The organism is Paenibacillus sp. FSL R7-0128, from assembly GCF_038002245.1.
Lineage (GTDB): Bacteria > Bacillota > Bacilli > Paenibacillales > Paenibacillaceae > Paenibacillus_AQ > Paenibacillus_AQ silagei.
Genome location: NZ_JBBOCD010000001.1, coordinates 3,681,392 through 3,704,720, shown reverse-complemented (window position 1 = coordinate 3,704,720; position 23,329 = coordinate 3,681,392). Strand labels below are relative to the sequence as shown.

Here is a 23,329-nt window from a genome sequence, read left to right as displayed (position 1 = left end):
TCCTCCAGTTCCAAATTTCCCCTCCGCTTCTTTTTGCTTTTCGTTAATTTCTTTAGTGCTTCTTATATAGGCGTTACCAGCAAACCTTATCCCATTAGGAGGTACATAATGAGAACATTACCAGAATCCTTAGCAAAAACAGCAAGAGCGGTGCTGCTCGGTACAGCTCTGACTCTGGCCGGCGGTACAGTGATTGCAGGCGTTGGTGGACAGCCCGTAGTTGCAGCGTCGGCATCCACAACTGATGCCCAGACGGTCTACAACCAGTTCCGCAAATATGCCAGCAATCCCGCAAGCCTCGCACAGGCACGCAAATATCTTATGAACCATATCTCCAAAGTTGGATCCTGGTACGGCACGGTAATGACCCTTCAATTGGAAAATGCCCAGAAGGCGGGGCTTGAGCGGTTCTCTGAGAAGCTATATACAGATGCTGTGCAAAAAGCGCTAATGGATGCCGAAATTAACAACGACATGACCTATACGGAGATTCTAAAGCGGGTTAAAGCGCCTGCGGTCCGCAAGCTGATTGAAGAGATTTGGGATAAAGGCTATAAGCTGGAGTCAAGCGAAGGCATGTATTATCCGGTTATGCATTATGAAGGCTTCAAGGTCTTCAAACCCTATGTCAGCAAGGATATCGCCGCGTATATTGATATCATGGCAACGGAGAGCAACAAGCCGTCTACCTTCGATGCGGGTATCGTGATCACTTGGGATGAATTGATCGGCAGAGCGGCCATCATGAGCGATTACGTCCAAGATTATCCGAAGTCGAACCGGACCGCGGCCATCCGCAATGAAATGTCTTATACGGTTCCACTAGTACTGCTCGGCTCGGATAACACCCCAGCCTACGATTACGACACGAATGAACTCGACCCTGAGCTGCGCCGGGCCTACGACCAAGCCCTGATGGAGGGGCCGGGTGACAATAAGGTGCTGAATATTCTGGCCCAGCTGATGCCGCTGCTCGATGCTGCCGGAAATAAAAAGAGCCCTGAGGTAGCAGCCTACCTGGATCAAGCGGTTAAGCAGTATACTGAGCTGTGAATGGTTAATGGGTATGGGTCAATAGGTAAGCAAAGTTGGTTTATGAAATATTGAATGTACAAAGAAATCGCTCCTTTGGGAATGGTTGGGTGGTACCTCCATTTACCAAAATGAGCGATTTCTTTGTTTGCTTTTTAAGGATGGAAGAATCAATTTTCGCTTAAACAGCGGAGCGGGCAGAATGATTGTGGAAAAGCGAAGCGTTCGCCTTTGTCCGGATTTTCACCGCTAAGGGGGAATAAAAGAAATCTGGACACAACAGCGATTGGAACAACGTTCTGTTTGCGGAGCGTTCACCCAAGTGCTCACGTTGATTCTAATCCAAAATAAAGAGCTATCCCAAGCAGCATTTCATGACTTTTGGGACAGCCCCCTTCGTATACAACAATCCTGCTACACCAAATCCTCTTCCTGCGCTCCAGTAATGACCGTAACAATGCTTGTGCGCAGTTGATCCGCATTCTTGGCCTGATAAGGATCGGCGGCGTAGATGACGGCATCGGCAATATAGCCTTCCGCAATCCGGCCCAGCTCATGGCCGCTTCCAAGTATCGCCGCTGCGTCTTCTGTAGCTGACCGCCAGACCTCCGCCCGGCTCAGGCCGTAGTCCAGCAGCGTGTCGAATTCCTGCAGGTTGTAGCCATGCAGCGCAGGCGTAGCGTAATCGGTGCCGAAGCCCAGCCGCACCCCTGCCTCCCTGGCATATCCGAGCGCGATGGCATGAGCATCAGCGGCCCGGGCGGCCCGTTCACAGATGAGCGGACTTAACGCCAGCACTCCCTTCGGATCGGCGGCGATCCGGTAGATTGAAGTGGTCGGCACGTAAGCCACGCCGGATTCGGCAAGTCTCCCGGCCTGATCCCAGGTCATGAACATCCCGTGTTCAATAGATTCCACACCGGCCTGAATGGACCAGTCAATCGTCACCCCGCCCCAGGTATGCACCAATACCTTCTTCCCGTTCGCATGGGCATGACGGACGATGAAGGCGAATTCCTCCCCGGAGAAATTCGGCTCCGTAACCTTCTCGGTAGGTGCGCCAAGACCGCCGGTTGCCATGATTTTGACCCAGCCTGCCCCGGTCGCGTAGATCTCCGTCAGGCGGTTCTCCAGATGCTTAATCCCCTTGGCATCGGAAGCTCCCAGCATTTCACTGCTGGTCTCTACCCGCAGCGGCTGCTGGTAATACTTCACGAGATGCCGGATCGTGGCAGGCAGAATACCGCCGGCATCGCGGGCTGTAGTTACTCCCGTCCGCAAGGTAGCGGCGAAGGCCTCCGCCTGCATCACCTCAATCTCGCGGGGGTCCCGCCGGAGTTGGTCGTCATGATCAAAGTCGGTCCAGGCCAGATGGGTGTGCAGATCCAGAATGCCCGGACTGATCCATAGCTGCTGCTGCCGGGAGCCTTCCGCCTGTTCCGGGTGCGGACCTACTTCTGCCACTGCGGTGAACCGCCCGTTCGTAATCTCGATATCGAAGCGTTTCCCCTGGGTGCCTGCAATATGGATTCCAGTGTATGCCTGAAATTGCGGCTGCTTAAGGATCATTCCGCTTCCCTCCAGACCTGGCGGACGGCCTGCACTGCCGGTTCAGCATCCAGCTTCAGCAGTCTGGCCAGCGTCTGCACTGCTGCTTCGACACTCTCCCGGCTGGCATTCGTTCCGAAATGATTGATCCGCAGCAATTGACCGAATAATTCCCCGTCCCCGGGAGCTACGATACCGACAGGCTGCTTGATCAGCAGAAGCGGCTGCTCGTCAATCCGAACAGTCGTAGTCAGCGTGGAATAATGACTGCTGTCCTTCTGCCAAGGCGCAAGCCCAAGCTCCGCGACCCCTGCGACAGCAGAGGCCGCCGCACGTTCATGCCGCTGGATAACCTGGGGCAGTCCCTCTTCGGCAACAGCCTCCAGGGCTTCGATTAGAGCTCTGGCTTCCAGGACCGGGATATTCGGCGGGACGCGGAGCGGCGCTGCTCCGTCCGGGGACGGCTGCAGATCCAGCAAGGACAGAATGGAATTGCGCGGAGCCCGTTCGTTCGACTCCAGGAAGGCCCAGCCGCGGGGAGAAATACTGACCGCGCTGATTCCGTTAGGACCGGCGAGCGCTTTTTGCGCACCCATTACAGCGAAATCCACCGCCCACTCATCCACAGACAGCGCCTCTCCCCCGACAGCCGACACGGAATCCGTTACCGTAATCAGGTTATGCCTGCGGGCCAGCTTGAAGATCTCCTCCGCAGGGTTCGAGCCGCCTGTAACCACCTCTGCCTGCACCAAAGAAATCGCAACCGGCTGATGCTGCTCAATCGCTGCGGCCACTTCCTCTACTGTAACCACCTGGTCGAAGGGAACCTTCACTTCCTTAACGGTAGCCCCGCCGCGCGTAAGCCATTCCCCGAACAAGCTGCCGTAAGGTCCGGTCACTACGTTCAGAATCGTACGTCCCGGCGCAGCAATTCCTGCTGCTACCGCCTCAATGCCTAGAATCGCCTCCCCCGGAATGATTACCGGAGGATGCTGTGTCCCTAATAGCCGGGATAGCTGCTGTGTTAATGTGTCCAGCTCAGATAGCGTGAGTGGTACGAATCCTGTAATTTGACGGTTCATATAATCCTCCTGATGGTATGAATGTTCAATATTGCGGCATCTTGGGCACCGCAGACAATAGCTCCCGGCTGTATTCATGCTGGGGCCGGACGAAGAATTCATCCTTCGAATTCACCTCGACCAGCTGCCCCTGACGCATCACAGCGACGGTATCGCTGACGGCATGAATGACTCCCAGATCATGGGAGATGAACAGCATCGTCAGATTAAGCTCGGCTTGCAGCGTATGGAATAGCTCCAGCACGCTGCGCTGCACTGAGACATCCAGTGCGCTGGTAGGCTCATCGGCGATCAGCAGACTAGGCTCCACGCTAAGCGCGCGGGCAATGGCGATCCGCTGGCGCTGGCCTCCGGAGAATTCATGCGGATATCTGTCCAGAGATTTGGCATCCAGCTGCACCCGGCTAAGCAGCTCCTTACTTCTGCGCTCAACCTGCGAACGCTCTACAATCCGGTGGAACAGCAAGGCTTCCGCCAGAATCTGCCGGACAGTATGCCGGGGATTCAGCGAAGAATCCGGGTTCTGAAAGATCATCTGAATCTGTTTATGCTGCGCCTTGCTCCGCTTCTTGCCTAACGGCTCCGCACCCAGCAGAAGCTGTCCTTCATCCGGAGTGATCAGTCCGGCAATGACCCGGGCCAGCGTAGACTTCCCGGAGCCGGACTCACCGACAAGCCCCAGCGTGGTATGCCGCGCAAGCTCCAACCGGATCTGATCGAGGGCGGTGAACCCGCCATAACGGACGGTTATATCCTGCACCTGTAGTGCTACTTCCACGAGCCCCCGCCTCCTTCCAGCTCCGGCAGAGGGAGCACCGAATCCATTAGCATCTGTGTATAAGCCTCAGCCGGATGCCGCAACAGGCTATGTGTCTCGCCTTGCTCAATGATCCGGCCCTGCTTCATTACAACCAGTCTGGAGCAGAGATTGGCGGCAATCGCCAGGTTGTGGGTCACAAAGACCATAGCGAAGCCCAGCTCCTGCTGCAGACTCGTAATCGTATCTATAATCTGGCGCTGAACCGTCACATCCAGCGCCGTAGTCGGCTCATCGCAGAGCAGAATGCCCGGCTTGCAGGCCAGCGCCAGAGCAATGACGACACGCTGGCACTGGCCGCCGGAGAGCTGCCCCGGGTAGCGGTCAGTTCTCTTCAGAGAATCTGGAAGACCGAGCCGTTCAAGCAGCTCCAGGGCGATGCGCCGCGCAGCCTTCAGACTGGTTCTCTGTCTGTAATAGACAACCTCGGTCAGCTGCTTCACTACCGGACAGAGCGGGTCCAGTGCCCCTCTGGGGTCCTGGAACACCATGGCACTGCTTACTTTGCTGCGGACCACTCCCCCGGTCTGCTCCACACCGCGCGGAAGCAAGCCGAGAATGGCCCGCAGTGTCAGCGATTTGCCGGAGCCGGATTCGCCGACTAGTCCCAGGCTTTCACCGTGTTCAAGGGAGAAGCTGACGCTGTTGACCAGAATTTCTGTGGACGGGTTCGCGAGTGTCAGTGTTTCGAGTTCAAGCACAGGTTGTGTTGTCATCCTTTTCTCCTCCAGATATCGGCCAGTCCGTCTCCCAGGAGAGACAACGCAATTCCCGTATACACAACTGCGAAGCCGGGAACCGCCGACAGCCACCAGGCTGTAGTAATGAAGGGCTGTCCGTCTGCGATCATCGTTCCCCAGTCCGGCGTAGGCGGGGCAATCCCGATGCCCAGATAACCCAGCGTAACGATGGCTACCAGGAGTCCGATCATATCCGTCATCAGCACGACAACGGCTTGTGGCAGTACATTCGGCAGAAGATGGCGCAGAAGGATGCGGTGTCCGGGCAGACCTAGCGTCTGCGCCGAGGCGATCCATTCCTGCTTCCGGAAGGATGCGCTGAGTCCTCTGACCACACGGGCGAATACAATCCAGCCCACGAGAATGAAGGTAATATAGATTCCGCGCTCCCCTGCCCCGCTGGCGAAGGCCACGATAATGACGATCAGATAGAACGGAAAGGCAATAAAAGTGTCCGTGATCAGCGCTATAATTCTATCGGTCCATTTGCCATAGTACCCCGAAATCATGCCCAGCATGACGCCCGTGCAGAACGGAATAATCTCAGCCAGCACCATGATCGTCAGATCCGTTCGGGCGGCATAGATCAATCTGGTGAACAAATCACGGCCAAGCTGGTCGGTACCGAGCCAGTGGGCAGCGGAAGGCGGCTGCAGAAAGGCGCTCAGATTCTGCTCCGTCGGGTTGTACGGACTTAAATAAGGAATGAATATGGCGAGCAGTATAAGTATAGTGAACATAATGATTCCGATCAGCAGTGACGGGGTGTTCAGTACTCTTCGGAGTCCGCTTGCGGGCTTCCCGAGGTCCGGCAGGGTTGTATCTATCTGTATAGTATTCATGATTTCCCCTTCGTTCTGGGATCAAGCCACCCGGAGATAATTTCGATTAGCAGACTGATAATTACAACAGCCAGTGCACAATAGAGCGCAATCCCCTGAATCACCGGAAAATCTCTATTCGAGATGGAGGTGAACAACAGGCTGCCAATGCCCTTGATCCCGAAGACCTGCTCCACAACGAGCGTTCCCCCGATCAGGTAGGACACATTCACTCCCAGCAGCATCAGGGTCGGCAATGCCGAATTGCGCAGCACATGCTTGAACAGGATGACTCTGGACGGGATTCCAGCTGCACGGAGAGTGACCACGAATTCGGATTCCAGCACCTCCAGCATTTGCGCACGCAGCGAGCGGACCAGCGTAGGAATCTGTGAAAAAGCAATCGTGACCGCCGGAAGCACCAGACTATGGAGCGTACCCGACCATCCCTCTCCGATTCCCCCTACAGGGAACCAGCCCAGCCGCACACTAAAGAACAGAATGAACAGAATCCCAACCCAGAAGACCGGCATCCCAAGGGTGACCGCTGGAATAATGCGGATCAGATGGTCGAGCAGCTTGTCCTTGTGGGTGGCAGCAACCGTTGCCAGCAGAAGGGCTACAATTATCGCAAGCACCGAAGCAATTACAATCAGCAGTAGTGTGACCGGAGCACGCTCTGCAATCAGCTCTCTCGACGAGGTGCCGGCAATAATAGAGTTTCCGGTATCTCCCTGAGTGAACAGCAGCTTCACGAACCGGGTGAACTGATCCCATAAGGAGAGATCCAGTCCCAGTGTGTGGTGCATATTCTTAAGCGCTTCAGGTGTGCTGTATTCACCTAGAATCATTTTGGCGGGGTCACCGGGTACAATTCGAATCAGGAAAAAGACCGCCGTCATTACGCAGAGGATAACAAGTAAGGCTCTTACAAGGGCTAAGGCCAGCCACTTGTAAGAACCGTTGTTTCCAGCTGCACCGCTTAGGGTCAGCTTGGATTTCATCATTTAGCTAGTCGGACATCTTCCAGACGGATGCTGCCGTTAGGCAGAACCACAAGTCCGTCTACAGAAGACCGTGCGCCGATCAGGATATCCGGATAGTACAGCGGAATGTAAGGAACTTCATCGGCAAGCGTCTGTAAAAGCTCGGTGTAGATCGTAGCCCGTCCTTCACCATCAGCTGTCTTCTGGCCTTCATACAGCAGCTTGGTTACCTTCTCATTCGTGTAATGCGTCCAGTACGATTTGCTGAAGCCTTCCGGGTCGGTCTGGAACGCCAAGATCGAGTTCGCTTCCGGGGAATCCGCCTGACCGCTGTTCAGCATCGCCGCGAAATCATAAGCGAAGAAGCGTTCACGGAAGGTGGCCAGCTCCACCGATTCAATCTCAATCTTGATCCCGATCGCCTGTCCGGCGGCCTGGATAATCTGGGCTTCCTGGGCCCGGGTGCTGTTGCCCGAAGCCACCAGCAGCTTGGTGGAGAATCCGTCAGGGAAGGCCGATTTGGCCAGCTCTGCCTTGGCAGCCGCCGGATCGAAGCTCAGTGCCTTGATCTTATCATTGGCATTGTAAGGAATCGTAGTTGGCAGCAGCGAAGTCGCAGTCTGTGCATAGCCGAAGGTCAAGGCCTTGGTCAGTCCGTCACGGTCAAGCGCCAGTGCCAGTGCCCGGCGGACATGCACATCGGAGAAGTGCTTATCCAGTGTGTTGAAGAAGAGCTGTTCTGTCACCCAGCTGCCGTTCGTTACTACTGTGGTGTCTGCACCGTCCTTGATCTCGCCCGCATTCTGTAGTGACAGGGCTTCAACTGCATTCACTGCCCCGGCTTTAAGCTGGTTAATGGCCTGACTGTCGTCCTGGATCAGCTTATAGACGAGCTTGTCGATATAAGGCTTACCTTCCTTCCAGTAGTTAGTATTCTTGGTGAAGGTCACATCACCTGCCGGGTCCCATGTCTCGATCACGAATGGCCCGGTCCCTACCGGCTTCTTGAAGAATTCCTCTTCGCTCACTCCGCCGAAGTTATTCGGGATGATCCCGTTCGAGAAGTTCGACAACTCCGAGATGAACGGGGTGTAGGGTTCTTTTAGCGTGATTACGAGTGTCTTCTCATCCTGTGCCTTCACCGTATCTACCTTGGCCGAGATGGCCAGGGGACCGCCAACCTTCAGATGCCGCTGGAGGGAGAATACCGCATCCTCTGCGGTCACCGGCGTACCGTTCGAGAACTTCAGGCCGTCACGGAGTACGAACGTATAAGTTAAGCCGTCTTCGCTGATCGTATGCGAGGCTGCCAGCTGATCCGTAATTTCACCCTTGCTGTCAAAAGCAACCAGTGACTCAAACACTTTATCAATCGCGAATGCGTTATTCGATGTAATCTGGTTATGCAGATCAAACGACGTTACGGAAGCCGGGCGGCCATACACGAAGGTGCCTCCAGTTGCAGGCTCTGTTGTGCTTGCACTTTCTGTTGCCGCTGGAGCCGTACTGGCCTTAGCCCCATTATTGGAATCCGCAGGATTGGCAGACCCGGAGCAGCCGGCAAGCAGCGATACGAACAATACCGCAAGTGTGCCCAGCCCTGCTGTTTTTCTCATAGAAGCTTTTAAATTAATCACGTGTGATCCACCCTTCCTATAAATCATATATGTTTAGTATGGATTGTATTATGGATCAGACCTTCACTTCTGTCAAACAAAAATTCATCCGGCAAGCCGAATTAAATCATAATGTTCCAATGAAGGAAATGTATTCGTAATCATCCGCCCGTTATGGCTCTCTGAAGGCTATAATCGTCCAGCTCCAGATCAGGCTCTCTGCCGAGTGCCAGCTTCGCCAGCTGATAACCGATATACGGCCCCATCGTAAGTCCTGAAGCTCCCAGACCATTGGCCGCAAGGACTCCGCTCCACCCGGGGACAGCCCCTATGACCGGCAGAAATCCCGGAGTGAACGGACGGAAGCCGACCCTCACTTCACTATAAGTACCGTCCGCCAGTCCAGGCGCTACTTCCAGTCCTTTAGTCAGAATCTCCTGCATCCCGCCGGCGGTCACTCTGGTATTATATCCTTCTACGTCATTCTCATGAGTAGCTCCGATAACAATCTGCTGCCGGGCAAAAGCGAGCAGATATTGATCGCTTGGCGGGATCACCACCGGCCAGACTTCCGTATCTTGTTGGTCAGATACCTGCAAATGCATGATCTGCCCCTTCTGGTAGCTCACCTTGAAGTCAATGCCCAGCGGCATGAGCAGCGGGTTCGCCCATGCGCCTGCACAGATAATAACTTCATCCGCCGGATAATAGTGTCCTCCTGCGTTGACTCCGGTGACCCGGCCCGGTTCAAAGGCAAGCGCAGCGTCACCGCTTATCATGACCGCCCCCTGCTGCTGCGCAGAATGAAGCAGAGCGTCCCGCAAGGCGCGGCCATCCACTCGGGCAGCTCCACTAATATGAACCGAGGCATATCCTTCCGCCAGCAGCGGGAAGCGTTCACGGGTCTGCCCTGCGCTAAGCCGCGTGATGACTCCGATCTCCGGGGCATCTGCCAGCCGCATCCGTGCCCGCTCTTCTATTCTGTCGAGCTTGCTCTCATCCGTATGTATACTAAGCGCTCCAACCCTGGCATAACCGGTATGCGCTTCGCCGCCTTCCTTAAGCTGGCTAATCAGCTCAGGATAGAACCGCGCCCCCGCCTTCGCCAGCCGGTACCAGGCCTGATTGCGCCGCTGCGACAGCCAGGGACAGATGATGCCTGCCGCTGCATCCGTTGCTTGTCCAGGGTCTTGACGGTCTATAATCAGCACCTCTGCGCCCATCACTGCTAACTGGTAAGCTGCCGAGGCTCCGAGAATCCCTGCTCCGATCACGATGACTTTCTTCATCTGTACGTCCTTTCTGGATGTGTACATCCCCTTGTGTTAGTGGATAGGGTTGTGTGCAAGGAATTCAAGAATCGTATCGTTCACCAGAATGGGCTGTTCCCTTAACATATGCGGGCGGTGCCCCGCTCCCTGAACGATCAGCGTCCTTGCATCCGTAAGGAGGGAAGCTAGCTTCACGGTTCTATCCTCTCCCGCGAACGGGTCATGTTCCCCTGAAATTAGCAGTGCCGGGCAGGTTATACTGCCCAGTTGCTCCTCCGTGAGATCCGGGTATCTGATCCAGTCCTGCACCGTTTGCCGCAGATAGTATTGCCAATTCCCCTGATGGGCCTCCTGATGCCTCTCCATCATCTGATCTATGAAGGCTTGCTGCTGATTCGCCAGCAGCTGTTCAGGCTCGTATTCTCCGGCTCCAGCCGGTTCACAGAATCCGCTGGTTCCAATCGTAGTAAGCGTAGCAATCCGTCCCGGATGATTCACCGCCAGGTACAGCCCTACGCCCGCGCCCATACTATATCCAATAAGATGTGCCCGTTCAATGTTCATCCTATCCATGAATCCAGCGACATCCTCAGCTATTCGTGGAGTAGACCAGTCCAGATCCCGGCAGCGGGTCCTGCCATGCCCTCTAAGATCAGGGAAGTAACAACTGTAATGGCTCTGGAAGTCCAGAACCTGGCTGCTGAAGGCCAGCATGCTGCGGGAATAATGACTGTGCAGGAAGATTACCGGTTCCCCGGTGCCCATCTGTTCATAGAACATTTCAAGATCGTGTACCTGTATGTATGGCATAATACCCCTCCCTCTCAACTTCTAGCAACAATTGATTGCTTAACGGGCTACAAACTACTAGCTCATGAGATTTCAACTTATGAAAATTACTTTAACTAATCGCTGCTGAGGGTTTACTCCACCCCAATTAGGATGCAAAGGGTAGGCTTAAATGCAATTTATACAACTAAAACGTCTGATGCGCCGCCAAATCTCCGTTTAGTTGTATTTCGTGCAAATATAATGCTTCTCTACCTGGATTTTCGCCCATCCCGGCAAATATAGTTGTACAAAATACACTTAGAAGAGGAAAGCCTTTCGTCTCCCTGTTTTTAGTTGTACAAAATACACTTATCGCTAATGATTCGCTACGAACAGAATGGATTCTTCCTCCGCCCACCCCAATATCAGCTCGTTCATGCTCAGACTTTAACACCCCTGAGGTTCATTCTTACAGTGTTAAAGCTGATACTGTCTACTCTCAGCTTACCACAGGTCGTCCATCAGAAGTAGTAACCCGCCCCCACTCAACAAGTGGAAACGAAACTAAAAACCCCCGGAATACCATTCCGGGGGAAGTTTGCAGCCCATCTCATTATAGATTCAGTTCTCTGATCCGCTCCGCAAGCTTAGGGAACACGCGGAGTGAATTATTATAAAAGACATCCTCATGATAAGCTTCCGGCACCAGGTGCTTCACGAAGGGAATGTAGGCGTCCAGCGGGACCAGCGGCCAGTCGGTGCCGAAGACCAGCCGGTCGTATTTCTCGGCGAACACCAGCGCCCGGCGGAAATGATCGGTATAGGTCTGCTCGGTCAGCAGCCGGTCCACCTTGGCCTGATCGCCGACAATCCAGCCGGATAGATCTGTGTACAGGTTAGGGTTCTTCTCCAGCAGGGCTGCGGTGTCCATCACCCAAGGATCGCCCAGGTGGCAGAGCATGAAGGTAATCTCCCGGTGCTTCAGGAAGGTCTCCTCCATGGACAGCGGATGGGAATACTTCAACAATCCCTGGTCCGCATAAGTCAATCCTCCATGAATGACCACCGGGAGGCCGTAAGCGGCAGCCAGCTTATAGACCGGATCATAGATCTCATCCCCCACATTGAAGTGGTAATACCCGGCGTACAGCTTGATGCCAACGACATCGGAGCGCTGCAGCGATTGCTCCAGTGCTTCAAGCTGCCCCTCCAGATGAAGGGTAAGCGGATTAATGCCCACGCAGGTGAACAGATTGTCCGGCAGTGTCTCGCTCAGGTCAAGCAGCATAGGATTCAGGGCAGCGGAATCGGGAAAAGCTCCGGCAACCGTCTCGGTCACTCCCATGCCGACACCGGCAATGACACCGCTGCGGCGGAACTCCTCCTGGAGTCCCTTGCCGGTATAATCGATATGCGCCAAGGTCTGCGCCGTTTCGTGGAAAGCTGCAATATTGGAATAATGCACATGTGCGTCAATGATTTTCATAGAAGCTTCCTTTCTCTGACTCACTTCTTGAACCGGATCGACAGCAGATCGCCATAGGCCTGCTCAGGTACCTGGAGATCCGAGATCAGATAGAATTGCGGCTTGCTGAACTGCTCTTTGCCATCCTGCAGATGCAGGTACTCTTCCGCATACGATAATATTGCAACAGCATTAACCATAAGAGAAGGTGAGGAATCAGGTGCTGCAATTAACGTCAAGCGTTGCTTCCGCTCCTCAGAACCCAGTTGCAGAAGCCCATTTGAACTTTTAGCTCCTGACTGTATTCTCCCTGCCTTATATACCAGCTCTTGACCCTTGCTGTTCTTCAGATATCCTCTTCCATCCTGTATGCCTGAGGCGGCAGTATAGAAGGTTGAAGTCTCAAGCTTCAATGGGCATAGCGGGCCGCCTGTATTCTGCTCCACATGTACCGTAGAGGCAAGCACCGGAACGCCTGGCAGCAGCATGTAATATTGATGCAGTACGAGTCCTTTGTATTTATCATTCTTCTGAATGGTGACGCTCATCCGTATACCAGACCAGCGGTTCCCCTTGTTATCGGTTAATTCAGCGAAGTCAGCCGTTAGCGGCTCCTCCATGAAGCTGCGCAGGGCGATGTCTTCGGCATGAGTGACAATACCGCCCACCCAAGGATTCCACCAGGATTTCGCTATAGGCTGCGGAAAAGAAGATTCAAGCCATTCCTCGCCCTGATGGACCAGCGAGAACAGTCCCGGTGCAAAGTCAGGGCTGGCCTGTATCCGCAGTACCCCGTTGTCTACAGCCAGTACCTGCGCCCCTTCTGCTACAAGTCTCTCCTGCCGGACACGTTCATCCGCGACAGGCAAGACCAGGAAGGATTGATCCTGCACATAACTGTCCATATCCAGATGCAGGGTCAGCACATCCGGGGCAGCGCCTGCCGGTACTGTCAGCGGCAGAGCCGCTTCTCTGAGCTTCTCTTCCTCTTGAATCGTTAACCGCGCTTCCTCCATGCTGCCTGCTTCGGAAGAGATCCGAATCTCACCCACCAGATAGCTCTTCTTCTGCTCCTGAAGGAGAAGCTTAGCCTCTCCAGCCATGAACGGATTCCCGTTATTCAGGCTCAGCTCCAGCTGCTCTGTAGTGGTCAGTTCCTCAGCATTCCTGTTACCGCTTTGCAGCGCATAAGCACGGAAATCCTGCCAATGGTCCCAGGTTCCCAGAGCGATCCGCAGCGGCTGCGTTTCCTTCCGCCCGCCGGCGGGAATCCGCCCCAGGGAATGCTCCACGGCATGCATCCAAGAGTCCTGAATCAGCTTAAGCTCTGACGGCCAGCTAATCCCTCTGGAGAAGCCTTCATCCGCAGCGAACATCCAGTTCTCCGTGAATTCCTGCGCTTCCCAGTAATCCATGCCGGAGGCTTCTGCCCCTGCGCTCAGATCTATATATTTGCCGCGGTAAGGGATGACGCCTCCATGCAGGTTGAAGCGGAAGCAGTCCTTCAAGACCAGCTCATCCACTTGTTCGGTAGCCTGCGGGTTGTCGATTCTGAAATAACGGGAGACAATCCCGTTGCCGAACAGCTTCACGACCATCGTCAGCAGCAAGCCCTTCCGGATGCCGACCTCATAAGTGGCCTCAAGCACGATAGCCTCTTGATCCCTGGAGATCTTCACATCCAGCGCTGAGAATTTATTGAATTCATTCGTATAAGGCAGTCCAAGCTTCGGATAAGGCAGGTTCATGAGGTATTTACGGTTCTCAAAAAAAGTAAGCCAATGGTTCGTTTTGTTCAGAACGGCGGAATAGCGGCCATTGCTGATGATCCAGTCCTTATCGGTCGGGCCGCCGAAGACCGTCTCTGCTCCGGTGAAGACCAGGCTGAGCTCCTGTTCCAGGATGGCGGCCGCTCCTTCTTCTGCACTGCGGATGCTCACCGAATGGTGCCAAATCCCGTACCCGAGCAGCCGGGCCGCTGCGGTAAAGGTCCTCCGGCTCTTGGCAGGAACCTCAACGGTGTACTGCTTTTGACTAAACGACAGAATCTCGTCCTCCGGCAGCTCGAAGCTGAACACGGTGTCTGTGCTGTACTCATTCTCCACCGTCACATCCAGCTCCACCTCTTCGCCCGCGAAAAGCGTTCTGTCCGGTACCTGGAGCTTCACCTTGACCGGGAACTTGGGCTTAATGCCCAGCTTGAATACGGCAGGCAGGCCGTTAATGAGCAGTTCTGCCTCCACCACAGGATGGGTCTGATAGAGATCCTGCTCCTCCTCCACCGGATGGATGAAGAAGCGGCCTTCGATCCGCGCCTCGGATTCGATATTCTGAGCAGCCTCCAGCTCCAAGCGGATTTGCGCATTGCTTTTACCGCTAATCTGGAGCGACAAGGGCTTCCCGCTTTTATTAACGGCTTCATAAATGACAGGGTATTCAGCTCCAAACGGCAGCTCATGCTGCGCAGGAATCGTTACCTGTATCCGGTAATCCTCCGTTTCAATGAGGCGCAGGCCGCGGCCTGTCCGCTCATATTCCATTTTCAGCGACAGGCCATCCTTCAGCCATTCATATGTAAAATAGTCGAAGCCGTTTTCCCCATGACCATCAGGCTCCACCTTGATCTCACGGATGCTGTCGTTATACCAGTCTATCTTCTCGAAATAAGACTTCACCGCTCCGGTCTGAAGCACCGAGGGAATGAAGTTCATCAGGTGAGTCGTGTCATCCCGGTTCTCCCAGAAGAACCCGCTTTTCTTATACGTAGGCACCGCCTTGACATTACCGGGCCACGTATAGAGATCCAGCCGCGGCCAGCCCAGCTTAATCGTCTCTTCAATCGAACGCCTTACCAGCGCCTTGCCCACCTTGCGTCCATGGTAATCCGGTCTCACATTGAGCAGAGCGATATAGAGCGCCCCGGTATCCTCTTTATAGTGAGAGAAGCTGCAATATCCGATGACCTCTGAGCCGCTTACCGCCAGGAACAACTTGAGCATGGGGCTGTTCTCGTGTTCCCGCAGCACACTTTCCTCTGTCCGGTACGCTCCGTCTCCGCCCCAGCTCTCTGCGCTTCTGTTCCACATATCGGCAATAGAAGCGGCGTGCTTCACCGGCACATATTCTTCAATCTTGATCTCTTGTAATTCGAGCATTACAGTCATACCTCCTCGGATCGCTATAATTCCTAGCTTCATAGCAATAAATACTACTTGCAGTATATAACAGAACGTTAAGCTGCTGTAAGTTCCTGTTTGATTATAAAAGATTATTACTTAACTCAAGCAAAGGTTAGCCTCGAACCGATCAGATAACCGATCGAGACAAACAGGAGTGACCAGATAAAGGCACCAGCCAGGGTGACCATTAAGTATTTTCGGAAGGACATGGCACTGATGCCGGAGATGTAGCTTGTCACATGCCGGATGCCCGGAACAAAATAAGCGATGAATATCGTCCAGTTGCCGAACCGGAAAAACCAGCGTTTGACATAGGCGAATCTTTTGGGCGTCAGGCCTACCCATTTCCCGTACCGGTCCACGACAGGCTGCCCCACTCTGAGACCGATGGTATAGCTGATTAGCATGCCTGTAATCGAACCTATGAAACAGACCAGAACCGAAAGCGAAAAATCCAGCACCATGGTAGAGGATAGATAGCCAACGAACAGCGTCAGCAGCTCATCGGGAACGGGAAGTCCGACAAGCCCCAGCGCCAGCAGCGCGAATATAGCTATATAACCGTATTGTGAGATCATCTCGATGACCCATGGCATGAACAATCACTTCCTGTTAACGAATTTTTTGAACGAAGGGAACGGAACCCTGCTTATCATCAGTATGGACAACAGTCCCATAATTAAAATGACCATTTCCGGCTTCAGCCGCTCACCTATAAGTGTGGTCATCGACAGAAGCAATCCGGCTGCCGTAATCGGCATGCCCACGAAGCCCTTGGAAGGAGCCGAGATATTGAATCTGGCCAGCCGCAGCGCCCCGCAGATCAGGAATGCGACCGCAGCGACAGGTCCGACCCACTGCACGTTCTCCAGCCGGTATAACAGAATAAGAAAGACGGGAGCAATACCAAAAGAAATAATATCCGCCAAAGAGTCCAGTTGTTTGCCGAAATCACTGGTGCAATGCAGCATCCGGGCGAGCAGTCCGTCCATAACATCGCAAATCGCAGCCAGCAGTATCATTAATAAAGCAAGATCATAACGTTCTTCAATCGTGAATAGCAGGGAAATTGATCCGAAGCCCAGGTTTCCCAATGTGCACATTGAAGGCAGCCAGCTCCATTTCATGCTGTTCACTCCTTTCCTGACAAGTTAGTAATGGGGCGGCTCAGCCTCCAAAGGTTACACTAAAACAGACGCCGTCCGAGGTGTTCATCACTGCATACCGGCAGCCATGCATATCTAAAATCTGCTTCGCAATGGATAATCCGAGTCCGGTCCCGCCCGTCAGACGGCTGCGTGAAGCCTCGATCCGGTAGAAGCGCTCCCAGATATGCGCCAGCTGATCCTCGGGGATTCGCTCCCCTTTGTTGTGTATGGTGAACAGCAGCTTCTTGGGTGAACTCTCCAAGGTGACGGTTATCGTACTGCCCTCTTCCGCATGACGGATTGCGTTGGTCAGCAGATTGCTGAGCACCTGTTCAATCCATGTAGCATCCGCATATACGGGCAATTCATTCGCCGGAATAATGACCACATCCAGCTGCTTATTCTGGAGGGAATGCACCAGTTTATCGGTCACCTTCTCCGTCATTTCGCTCAGCATGAAGGAGCTTTTGCGCAGCTTGATCGTACCGGACTCCAGTCGGGCCAGGTCCAGCATATCTTTTACCAGGAACTCCATCTTGTCGGCCTCTTCGATAATGACCTTGATGTAATGATCCTGCTTGCCGGCGCTCACCCCATCCTCCAGACCCTCGGCGAAGCCCTTGATAATGCTAAGCGGTGTCTTCAGCTCATGGGAGGCACTGGCAAAAAAGTCCTGCTGCATCTGCTCCAGCTTCTTCTTCTGCTCCATTTCCTCCACCAGCTGCTGATTCGTCTCCCGAAGCTCGCCCAGTGCAGTGTCCAGACTTTGGGACAAGGTGAACATGCTTCTGGACAGATTGCCCAGCTCATCCTTCTGGCGGATGGAGGCATGGCCGGTGAAATCGAGCGCTACCATCCGTTTGGCCGTATTATTGAGCTTGATCAAGGGCCGGGTCACCATCTTGGAATAGAACAGCGAGAGGACCAGAATCAGCACGAACCCGCCAAGCCCTAAGTATAAAAAGAACCAGCGCAGCGCTTCATTGGAATCCTTAACATCCTGCAGCGAGGTCACTGAGAACAACAGCTCAATCTCCCCGCTGGCCTGTTTCACGGGCAGAATCATCACGGAATTGCGGATACCGCTCCAGGGAGCCGTCCACTCTTCCTTGACCATATTCAGCTTGCCCAGGCTCTCCAGCTGCCCCGTATTTAACGGGAACCAGTCCTCGATGGCCTCGAAAAGGATGCCCTGGCGCGGGTTCCATATTTTCAGATCCGGCAGGACCAGCTCCGTAATCGTCCCGGTAATGCTTGTGTTGCCCAGCTCCGCCTCCTCGCCTACCGGCTGGAACCCCTGTTTCGTAATCGTGAGCGGGAAAAACTGATTGCCGAGGTCATTCTCCCCAGTGACAAGCTCTCCCTGGATGGTAACCCGGTCATTCTCTTTCAAATGGGCCGACCGGAGCATATCTCCGAACTGATTCATGAACAAGGACATGGGGATCACCTGAGTCTGGCCTTTATCGTCAATCAGCTTCATGCGGAACGGATCTTCCGACTTCATCCGCCCGTCCAGCTTCAGAATGACCATCTGTGTCTTATTGCGCAGCATGAACCGGACCAGCTCGCGGGAAGTGCGGGTTCTGCCCCAGGCTTCTTTGGTGTAGCTTGTCCCGAAGCTCTTAAGATGCTTCTCTACACGGGACTCCTTCTGCGTCTGGTAGAAGCGGTCGAACAGCAGGAACTGGCTGAGGATTACCATCCCGTAGAAACAGACGAAGAAGATCACGGTCATCACGAACAGTTTGAAGGTAATTCCCCATCTTTTCATTCTTCATCCTCGAATCTGTAGCCGGTTCCAATCACTGTTCGGATGTGTCGGGATTCATACCCCAGCTTGCTGCGCAGTTTCTTGATATGGCTGTCCACGACCCGGGAGTCCCCCTCGAATTCAATTCCCCACACCCGGCTGAGGATGGTATCCCGCGAGACCACATGGCCCTTGTTGCGGATCAGCAGCCACAGGAGATCATATTCCTTCGGGGTTAGCTCGACATCGGCGCCTTCCACCTCTAGACGGTGCGCCATGGTGTTGAAGATGGCTGAGCCGAATCTCACTACCCCGGATTCTGGCTGATGTGCGCCTTCAACCCGTTTCATCAACGCGGCAGCCCGAGCCACCAGCACCTTGGGACTGAACGGCTTGGTTACATAATCATCGGCGCCCAGCTCGAAGCCGTGTATTTTGTCGTCATCGGCGGATTTGGCGGTCAGCAGAATAATCGGGGTCGCCGATTTCTTGCGGATCTCCCGGCATACCTGAAATCCGTCCATTTTGGGCATCATAATATCCAGAATCAGCAGATCCGGCTCAAGCGAATCGAACCACAGGAGCGCGTCCTGCCCATTATCGGCTTCGCGCACCTCCCAGCCGTCCTGTATGAAGTAATCCGACACCAGCTCACGGATACGCAGCTCGTCTTCGACAAGCAGTAACTTTTTCTTCAATGTACTCCCTGCTTTCAACCCGTTTATACCTCTCAGCATAGTCGAGTGTTATGTCCTTTATGTGTCCTGTTGTGAAATTGGCTGAAAATTAAGTGGAAAGTGTGTTCTGAAAAGCATGTTGGAGTTACATGGAAGGCCCTTGGTTTCGAGTATGATATACGTCTTAGCTTGGGTGAACGCTGCGCAAACGGAACGTTGTTACAATCGCTGTTGTGTCCAGATTTTTTTCATTCCCCTTTGCGGTGAAAATCCGGACACAAAGGCGAACGCTTCGCTTTTTCACAATCGTTCCGCCCGCTCCGCTGTTTGAGTGTAAGGTGCGAATCTAAAACATACTGAAAGAGAAAGTGGTCCCACCCACTAACACAATCTAAAAGGGAAGTTTCCTCACCAAACGCTCCACTAAACACCTCACCGAACACCTCACTGAACGCCCCACTAAACACTTCACTGAACACAAATGTTGTAGTTTTTGCAGGAACTCTGTTCGTTTAAGCTCAGATCATGCACATTGTTGTATTTATTGCAGGAATTCGGTTAGATTCACAGCTGAGGAGCGCAGATTGTTGTAATTAGTGCAGGAATTCCATCTGTTCGGAGCTGGATAAGGTGCATTGTTGCACTTTGTAACCAATAATATGAACATTCGAAAGAAAGCGATACCGTGAACGGTCACAAATTCAATAGCGACTGGAGCAAAAAACGAAAAACAGCAATTCTCTTATAAAAGGAGGATCGCTGTTTTCCTGTAATTATAACTTTAAGATACAATATTCGGCATTCGCCGCCTTAGTTACCCGGCTTCAAAGGCTTGCTTAAACTGGCTGTTATACAGCTCGGCATATATCCCTTGCAGCGCAAGGAGCTGGCTGTGGCTTCCCTGCTCGGCGATCTGGCCGCCTTGGATGACCAAAATCCGGTCAGCATCCTGAATGGTGCTGAGCCTATGGGCGATCACGAAGCTGGTACGGCCCTTCATCAGTGTCCGCATGGCCTGCTGGATATGCATCTCTGTCCGGGTATCCACGCTGCTCGTTGCCTCATCCAGAATGAGGATGGCCGGATCGGCCAGGATGGCGCGGGCAATGGTCAAGAGCTGGCGCTGGCCGTGGCTTAAGGTAGTCCCGTCCGTGCCCAGCAGCGTATCGTACCCCTGCGGCATCCGCGCTATGAAGCCGCTGACGTTGGCGAGATTCGCGGCCTCTTCCACTTCACGGTCCGTGGCCTCCAGACGGCCGAACCGGATATTCTCACGGATGGTCCCCGAGAAGACATGGGCATCCTGCAGCACCATGCCGAGCTGGCGGCGCAGCCCGTTTTTACCCAGCTCCCGGATATCCCTGCCGTCGATCAGCACCTCACCGCCGCTCACTTCATAGAAGCGCGTCAGCAGGTTGACAATGGTCGTCTTCCCCGCTCCGGTCGGCCCGACCAGGGCGATCGTCTCGCCTGGCTGTGCGGTGAAGCTTACACCGTTCAGAATAGGCGCGCCCGGCTTATAGCCGAACACTACATCCCGGAAAACAACTTCCCCGCGAATCCGCTCCAGCTCCTGCGGCTGCTCCCCGCTGTACTCAGATGGCATATCCATCACTTCAAATACGCGCTCCGCTCCGGCGATTGCCGATTGGATCAGGTTATACTGGTTCGCAAGGTCGGAGATGGGGCGGCCGAACTGCTTGGCATAATTCAGCATACTGACGATGACCCCCACGGTAACCAGCTCATGATAAGCCATCCAGCCGCCAATTCCGGCAATCAGCGCGAAGTTCAGATTGTTAATCAGGTTCATTACTGGTCCTACCAGGCCGGATACGATCTGCGCCTTAATGCTAGCTTGGTTAAGCTCCCCGCTTATTCCGCGGAATCTGGTGACCTCCGCCTGTTCTCTGCGGTATTGCTTAATCACCTTCTGGCCGCTGACCGCTTCTTCAATGAAGCCGTTCAGCTCACCCAGATGCTGCTGCTGATCCTTGAAGTAGATCCGGCTTAAGCCGGTAATCCGGCGGCTAGCCAGCACGACCAGCGGAATGGTTACCAGAGCAACTCCAGTCAACGGCACATTCAGCATCAGCATAATGCCCAGAGAGCCGCTAAGTGTAATCAGACTGTTCAGCAGCTGGGTTACACTCTGATTCAGCGAGTTGGAGACGTTGTCAATGTCATTAGTTGCACGGCTCATTAGCTCACCGTTAGCATGGGTATCGAAGAAGCTGACCGGCAGCTCCTGATATTTGGCGAACAGGTCCCGCCGCAGCTCGTACACCGTGCGCTGGGAGACGGAGGTCATCACATAAGCCTGGACCCACGAGACGGCGCTGCCCAGCAGATAAATGCCGCCCAGAAGGAGACAGAACCGGACCAGCAGACTATAATCCTGCGGGAGGATCGCGGTATCAATGGCTTTTCCTAGCAGGTAGGGTCCGATCAGGGCGAGGACAGCATTCAGAATCGTGAATACATAGACCATAATCAGCCCTGTCCGCTGACGGTTCAGATAGGACCAGATGCGGAGGATCGTTGCCTTGCTATTCTTCGGACGTACCTTGGGTGTTACGCCAACACGGCCGGGAGGCCCGCCGCCTAACACTCCAGGTCCGCCGGGAGCCTGCTCCCTTTTACGTTGACTGGACATAAGGCTCCTCCTCTTCCTTAAGCTGGGAATGGCGGATGTCCCGGTAGATCTCGCTGCCTGCCATCAGCTCGGTATGCGTACCCTGTGCGGCGATCCGGCCGTTCTCCAGAATCAGAATCCGGTCGGCATCTATAATGGAAGACACCCGCTGGGCAATCATAACAACAGTAGAGTCCTGAAGCTCCGTCTTCAGCACCAGGCGGATGCTTGCTTCGGTAACCGCATCCAGAGCGCTGGTGCTGTCATCCAGAATCAGAATGGTCGGCTTAATTAACAGCGCGCGTGCAATGGACAGACGCTGCTTTTGTCCGCCTGACAGGTTCACCCCGCGTTGTCCGAGCTGCGTGTCGTAGCCTTGCGGCATAGCTGTAATGAATCCATGTGCTTCTGCGGCCACAGCCGCCTGCTCCACTTCTTCATCTGTTGCTTCCGGCCGTCCGTAACGGATATTATCCCTGATACTGCCGCTGAACAGCAGGGACTGCTGCATTACGAAGCCGATCCGGCTCCGCAGATGCTCCAGGCTAATCTCCCGGATGTCTGTTCCGTCGATCAGAACGGCACCGGACAAGACCTCATAGAATCTTGGAATCAGACTAACCAGGGTAGACTTCCCTGCTCCGGTAGCCCCCAGAATAGCGATCGTCTCCCCGGGGCTGGCTGCAAAGCTGATATCCTCCAGCACAAGATTCTCATCCCCGCGGTTATAGGCGAAGGAGACCTTGCTGAACTCAATCCGTCCGAGCGTAATGGCTGCTTGGTCCGCCGCAGGCGCTTCGGTAATTTCACTTGTGGCGGCGAAAACTTCATTCACACGGTCCCCCGACACCTTAGCCCGTGATACGAAGGCAAGCATCGTGCTCAGCATCATCATCGACATGAGCAATTGAGTAACATAGTTAATGAAGGCAATTAGTTCACCAACGGGCAGCGCCCCGTTCCAGTTCTGTAGGCCCCCGAACCAGAGCACGGCAACAATGCTGGCATTCAGAATCAGCATCATAAGCGGCATATTCAGCGCCATCAGACGGATCGCCCGGATTCCGGTATCCGTATAGCCGGTATTGGCGGTATCGAAGCGCGTCTGCTCATGGTCTCCACGGACGAAGGCTTTGATTACACGAATGCCGGTGAGATTCTCCTGCAGTACATTGCTCACCCCATCCAGCTTCTCCTGCATCCGGGCAAATAACGGAAAAGAAAGCCGGATCAGCACAAACAGCAGGATGAACAGCAGCGGAACCGCAGCCAGCAGGATCAGCGCCAAGGACGGGCTGATCCGGACCGCCATGACCAAACTGCCGATCAGCAGCAGCGGTGACCGCACGAAGCTCCGCAGAATCATCTGCACGAAGGTCTGGAGCTGCACGACATCGTTCGTCAGCCGGGTGATCAGCGAGCCGGTCTTCAGCCGATCCAGATTGCGGTTCGAGAAGGTCTGGATATGCTCAAACAGCTTGATTCGCAGATCATTCCCGAAATTCTGTGAGGCGATACTTGCACATATCGCACAGCCCACACCCCCAGTCATCCCGATGATAGCGATTCCAATCATCATTCCGCCTGTTGAAAGGATATGCGATAAATCATTCTTCATCAGGCCTTTATCCACAATGCTGGCCATAAGTGCAGGCTGCAGCAGGTCCATCACTACTTCAACTACCATTAACAGCGGGGCAAGCACGCTCCAGAGGGCGTACGGCTTCATGAAGCCCCTGAGCTTCCACATTCAGTTCACCTTCATCTCATCAGTTGTTGCATCTGTTC

General features: G+C 54.1%; 18 protein-coding genes. 1 reads left to right on the top strand and 17 read right to left on the bottom strand.

The annotated features are described in order from the left end of the window. The first annotated feature begins 108 nt into the window (after nucleotides 1-108). The gene (locus NST26_RS15330) at nucleotides 109-1,053 is read left to right on the top strand and encodes a hypothetical protein (RefSeq protein ID WP_340953032.1); all 945 of its coding nucleotides are present in this window, start codon (nucleotides 109-111) and stop codon (nucleotides 1,051-1,053) included. A 393-nt stretch (nucleotides 1,054-1,446) separates the two neighbouring features. Here NST26_RS15330 and NST26_RS15325 read toward each other — a convergent pair whose 3' ends face one another. The 17 genes from NST26_RS15325 to NST26_RS15245 all read right to left on the bottom strand — a co-directional run bounded on the left by NST26_RS15325 (nucleotide 1,447) and on the right by NST26_RS15245 (nucleotide 23,291). Then, nucleotides 1,447-2,601 (bottom strand): amidohydrolase family protein, encoded by a 1,155-nt coding sequence (locus NST26_RS15325; RefSeq protein ID WP_340979348.1) that lies wholly within the window; start codon nucleotides 2,599-2,601, stop codon nucleotides 1,447-1,449. After that, nucleotides 2,598-3,662, bottom strand: coding sequence for a pyridoxal-phosphate-dependent aminotransferase family protein (locus tag NST26_RS15320; protein WP_340979347.1), 1,065 nt, complete (start codon nucleotides 3,660-3,662; stop codon nucleotides 2,598-2,600). Before NST26_RS15320 ends, NST26_RS15325 begins: the two co-directional genes overlap by 4 nt. Before the next feature lie 25 nt (nucleotides 3,663-3,687). After that, complete coding sequence (locus tag NST26_RS15315) at nucleotides 3,688-4,440, bottom strand: ABC transporter ATP-binding protein (RefSeq protein WP_209870602.1); 753 nt, start codon at nucleotides 4,438-4,440, stop codon at nucleotides 3,688-3,690. After that, entirely contained in the window at nucleotides 4,431-5,195 is a 765-nt protein-coding gene (locus NST26_RS15310) for an ABC transporter ATP-binding protein (protein WP_340979346.1), read from the bottom strand. Before NST26_RS15310 ends, NST26_RS15315 begins: the two co-directional genes overlap by 10 nt. Continuing rightward, complete coding sequence (locus NST26_RS15305; RefSeq protein WP_340979345.1) at nucleotides 5,192-6,061, bottom strand: ABC transporter permease; 870 nt, start codon at nucleotides 6,059-6,061, stop codon at nucleotides 5,192-5,194. The genes NST26_RS15310 and NST26_RS15305 overlap by 4 nt, the downstream gene beginning before the upstream one ends. Then, a complete protein-coding gene (locus NST26_RS15300; RefSeq protein WP_340979344.1) occupies nucleotides 6,058-7,047 on the bottom strand; it encodes an ABC transporter permease in 990 nt (329 codons plus the stop codon). Before NST26_RS15300 ends, NST26_RS15305 begins: the two co-directional genes overlap by 4 nt. Further along, a complete protein-coding gene (locus tag NST26_RS15295; RefSeq protein WP_340979343.1) occupies nucleotides 7,044-8,663 on the bottom strand; it encodes an ABC transporter substrate-binding protein in 1,620 nt (539 codons plus the stop codon). Before NST26_RS15295 ends, NST26_RS15300 begins: the two co-directional genes overlap by 4 nt. 140 nt (nucleotides 8,664-8,803) lie before the next feature. Continuing rightward, complete coding sequence (locus NST26_RS15290; RefSeq protein WP_340979342.1) at nucleotides 8,804-9,931, bottom strand: NAD(P)/FAD-dependent oxidoreductase; 1,128 nt, start codon at nucleotides 9,929-9,931, stop codon at nucleotides 8,804-8,806. A gap of 36 nt (nucleotides 9,932-9,967) precedes the next feature. Further along, nucleotides 9,968-10,723: an alpha/beta fold hydrolase gene (locus NST26_RS15285; RefSeq protein ID WP_340953061.1), complete on the bottom strand. Its 756-nt coding sequence runs from the start codon at nucleotides 10,721-10,723 to the stop codon at nucleotides 9,968-9,970. Nucleotides 10,724-11,297: 574 nt separating this feature from the next. Further along, on the bottom strand, nucleotides 11,298-12,170 hold the full coding sequence (locus NST26_RS15280; RefSeq protein ID WP_340953063.1) for an amidohydrolase family protein: 873 nt from the start codon (nucleotides 12,168-12,170) through the stop codon (nucleotides 11,298-11,300). A gap of 20 nt (nucleotides 12,171-12,190) precedes the next feature. Further along, nucleotides 12,191-15,304, bottom strand: coding sequence for a GNAT family N-acetyltransferase (locus tag NST26_RS15275; protein WP_340979341.1), 3,114 nt, complete (start codon nucleotides 15,302-15,304; stop codon nucleotides 12,191-12,193). Nucleotides 15,305-15,429: 125 nt separating this feature from the next. Beyond that, nucleotides 15,430-15,924 (bottom strand): DedA family protein, encoded by a 495-nt coding sequence (locus tag NST26_RS15270; protein ID WP_036728489.1) that lies wholly within the window; start codon nucleotides 15,922-15,924, stop codon nucleotides 15,430-15,432. 6 nt (nucleotides 15,925-15,930) lie between these two features. Further along, a complete protein-coding gene (pssA, locus tag NST26_RS15265) occupies nucleotides 15,931-16,455 on the bottom strand; it encodes a CDP-diacylglycerol--serine O-phosphatidyltransferase (RefSeq protein ID WP_340940875.1) in 525 nt (174 codons plus the stop codon). 40 nt (nucleotides 16,456-16,495) lie between these two features. Then, nucleotides 16,496-18,250 (bottom strand): sensor histidine kinase, encoded by a 1,755-nt coding sequence (locus NST26_RS15260; protein WP_209870581.1) that lies wholly within the window; start codon nucleotides 18,248-18,250, stop codon nucleotides 16,496-16,498. Next, nucleotides 18,247-18,927, bottom strand: a complete 681-nt coding sequence (locus NST26_RS15255; RefSeq protein ID WP_036728495.1) for a response regulator transcription factor — start codon at nucleotides 18,925-18,927, stop codon at nucleotides 18,247-18,249. The genes NST26_RS15260 and NST26_RS15255 overlap by 4 nt, the downstream gene beginning before the upstream one ends. Before the next feature lie 793 nt (nucleotides 18,928-19,720). Then, entirely contained in the window at nucleotides 19,721-21,562 is a 1,842-nt protein-coding gene (locus tag NST26_RS15250) for an ABC transporter ATP-binding protein (protein ID WP_340953075.1), read from the bottom strand. Continuing rightward, nucleotides 21,546-23,291 (bottom strand): ABC transporter ATP-binding protein, encoded by a 1,746-nt coding sequence (locus NST26_RS15245; RefSeq protein ID WP_340953078.1) that lies wholly within the window; start codon nucleotides 23,289-23,291, stop codon nucleotides 21,546-21,548. The genes NST26_RS15250 and NST26_RS15245 overlap by 17 nt, the downstream gene beginning before the upstream one ends. Nucleotides 23,292-23,329 lie beyond the last annotated feature (38 nt).

Excerpts from the sequence above, each read along its gene's own strand:
- NST26_RS15270 (WP_036728489.1), bottom strand. The coding sequence starts at position 15,924 with ATGCCATGGGTCATCGAGATGATCTCACAATACGGTTATATAGCTATA.
- NST26_RS15305 (WP_340979345.1), bottom strand. The coding sequence starts at position 6,061 with ATGAATACTATACAGATAGATACAACCCTGCCGGACCTCGGGAAGCCC.
- NST26_RS15280 (WP_340953063.1), bottom strand. The coding sequence starts at position 12,170 with ATGAAAATCATTGACGCACATGTGCATTATTCCAATATTGCAGCTTTC.
- NST26_RS15290 (WP_340979342.1), bottom strand. The coding sequence starts at position 9,931 with ATGAAGAAAGTCATCGTGATCGGAGCAGGGATTCTCGGAGCCTCGGCA.
- NST26_RS15285 (WP_340953061.1), bottom strand. The coding sequence starts at position 10,723 with ATGCCATACATACAGGTACACGATCTTGAAATGTTCTATGAACAGATG.
- NST26_RS15310 (WP_340979346.1), bottom strand. The coding sequence starts at position 5,195 with ATGACAACACAACCTGTGCTTGAACTCGAAACACTGACACTCGCGAAC.
- NST26_RS15325 (WP_340979348.1), bottom strand. The coding sequence starts at position 2,601 with ATGATCCTTAAGCAGCCGCAATTTCAGGCATACACTGGAATCCATATT.
- pssA (WP_340940875.1), bottom strand. The coding sequence starts at position 16,455 with ATGAAATGGAGCTGGCTGCCTTCAATGTGCACATTGGGAAACCTGGGC.
- NST26_RS15250 (WP_340953075.1), bottom strand. The coding sequence starts at position 21,562 with ATGTCCAGTCAACGTAAAAGGGAGCAGGCTCCCGGCGGACCTGGAGTG.
- NST26_RS15245 (WP_340953078.1), bottom strand. The coding sequence starts at position 23,291 with ATGTGGAAGCTCAGGGGCTTCATGAAGCCGTACGCCCTCTGGAGCGTG.
- NST26_RS15275 (WP_340979341.1), bottom strand. The coding sequence starts at position 15,304 with ATGCTCGAATTACAAGAGATCAAGATTGAAGAATATGTGCCGGTGAAG.
- NST26_RS15330 (WP_340953032.1), top strand. The coding sequence starts at position 109 with ATGAGAACATTACCAGAATCCTTAGCAAAAACAGCAAGAGCGGTGCTG.
- NST26_RS15320 (WP_340979347.1), bottom strand. The coding sequence starts at position 3,662 with ATGAACCGTCAAATTACAGGATTCGTACCACTCACGCTATCTGAGCTG.
- NST26_RS15300 (WP_340979344.1), bottom strand. The coding sequence starts at position 7,047 with ATGATGAAATCCAAGCTGACCCTAAGCGGTGCAGCTGGAAACAACGGT.
- NST26_RS15260 (WP_209870581.1), bottom strand. The coding sequence starts at position 18,250 with ATGAAAAGATGGGGAATTACCTTCAAACTGTTCGTGATGACCGTGATC.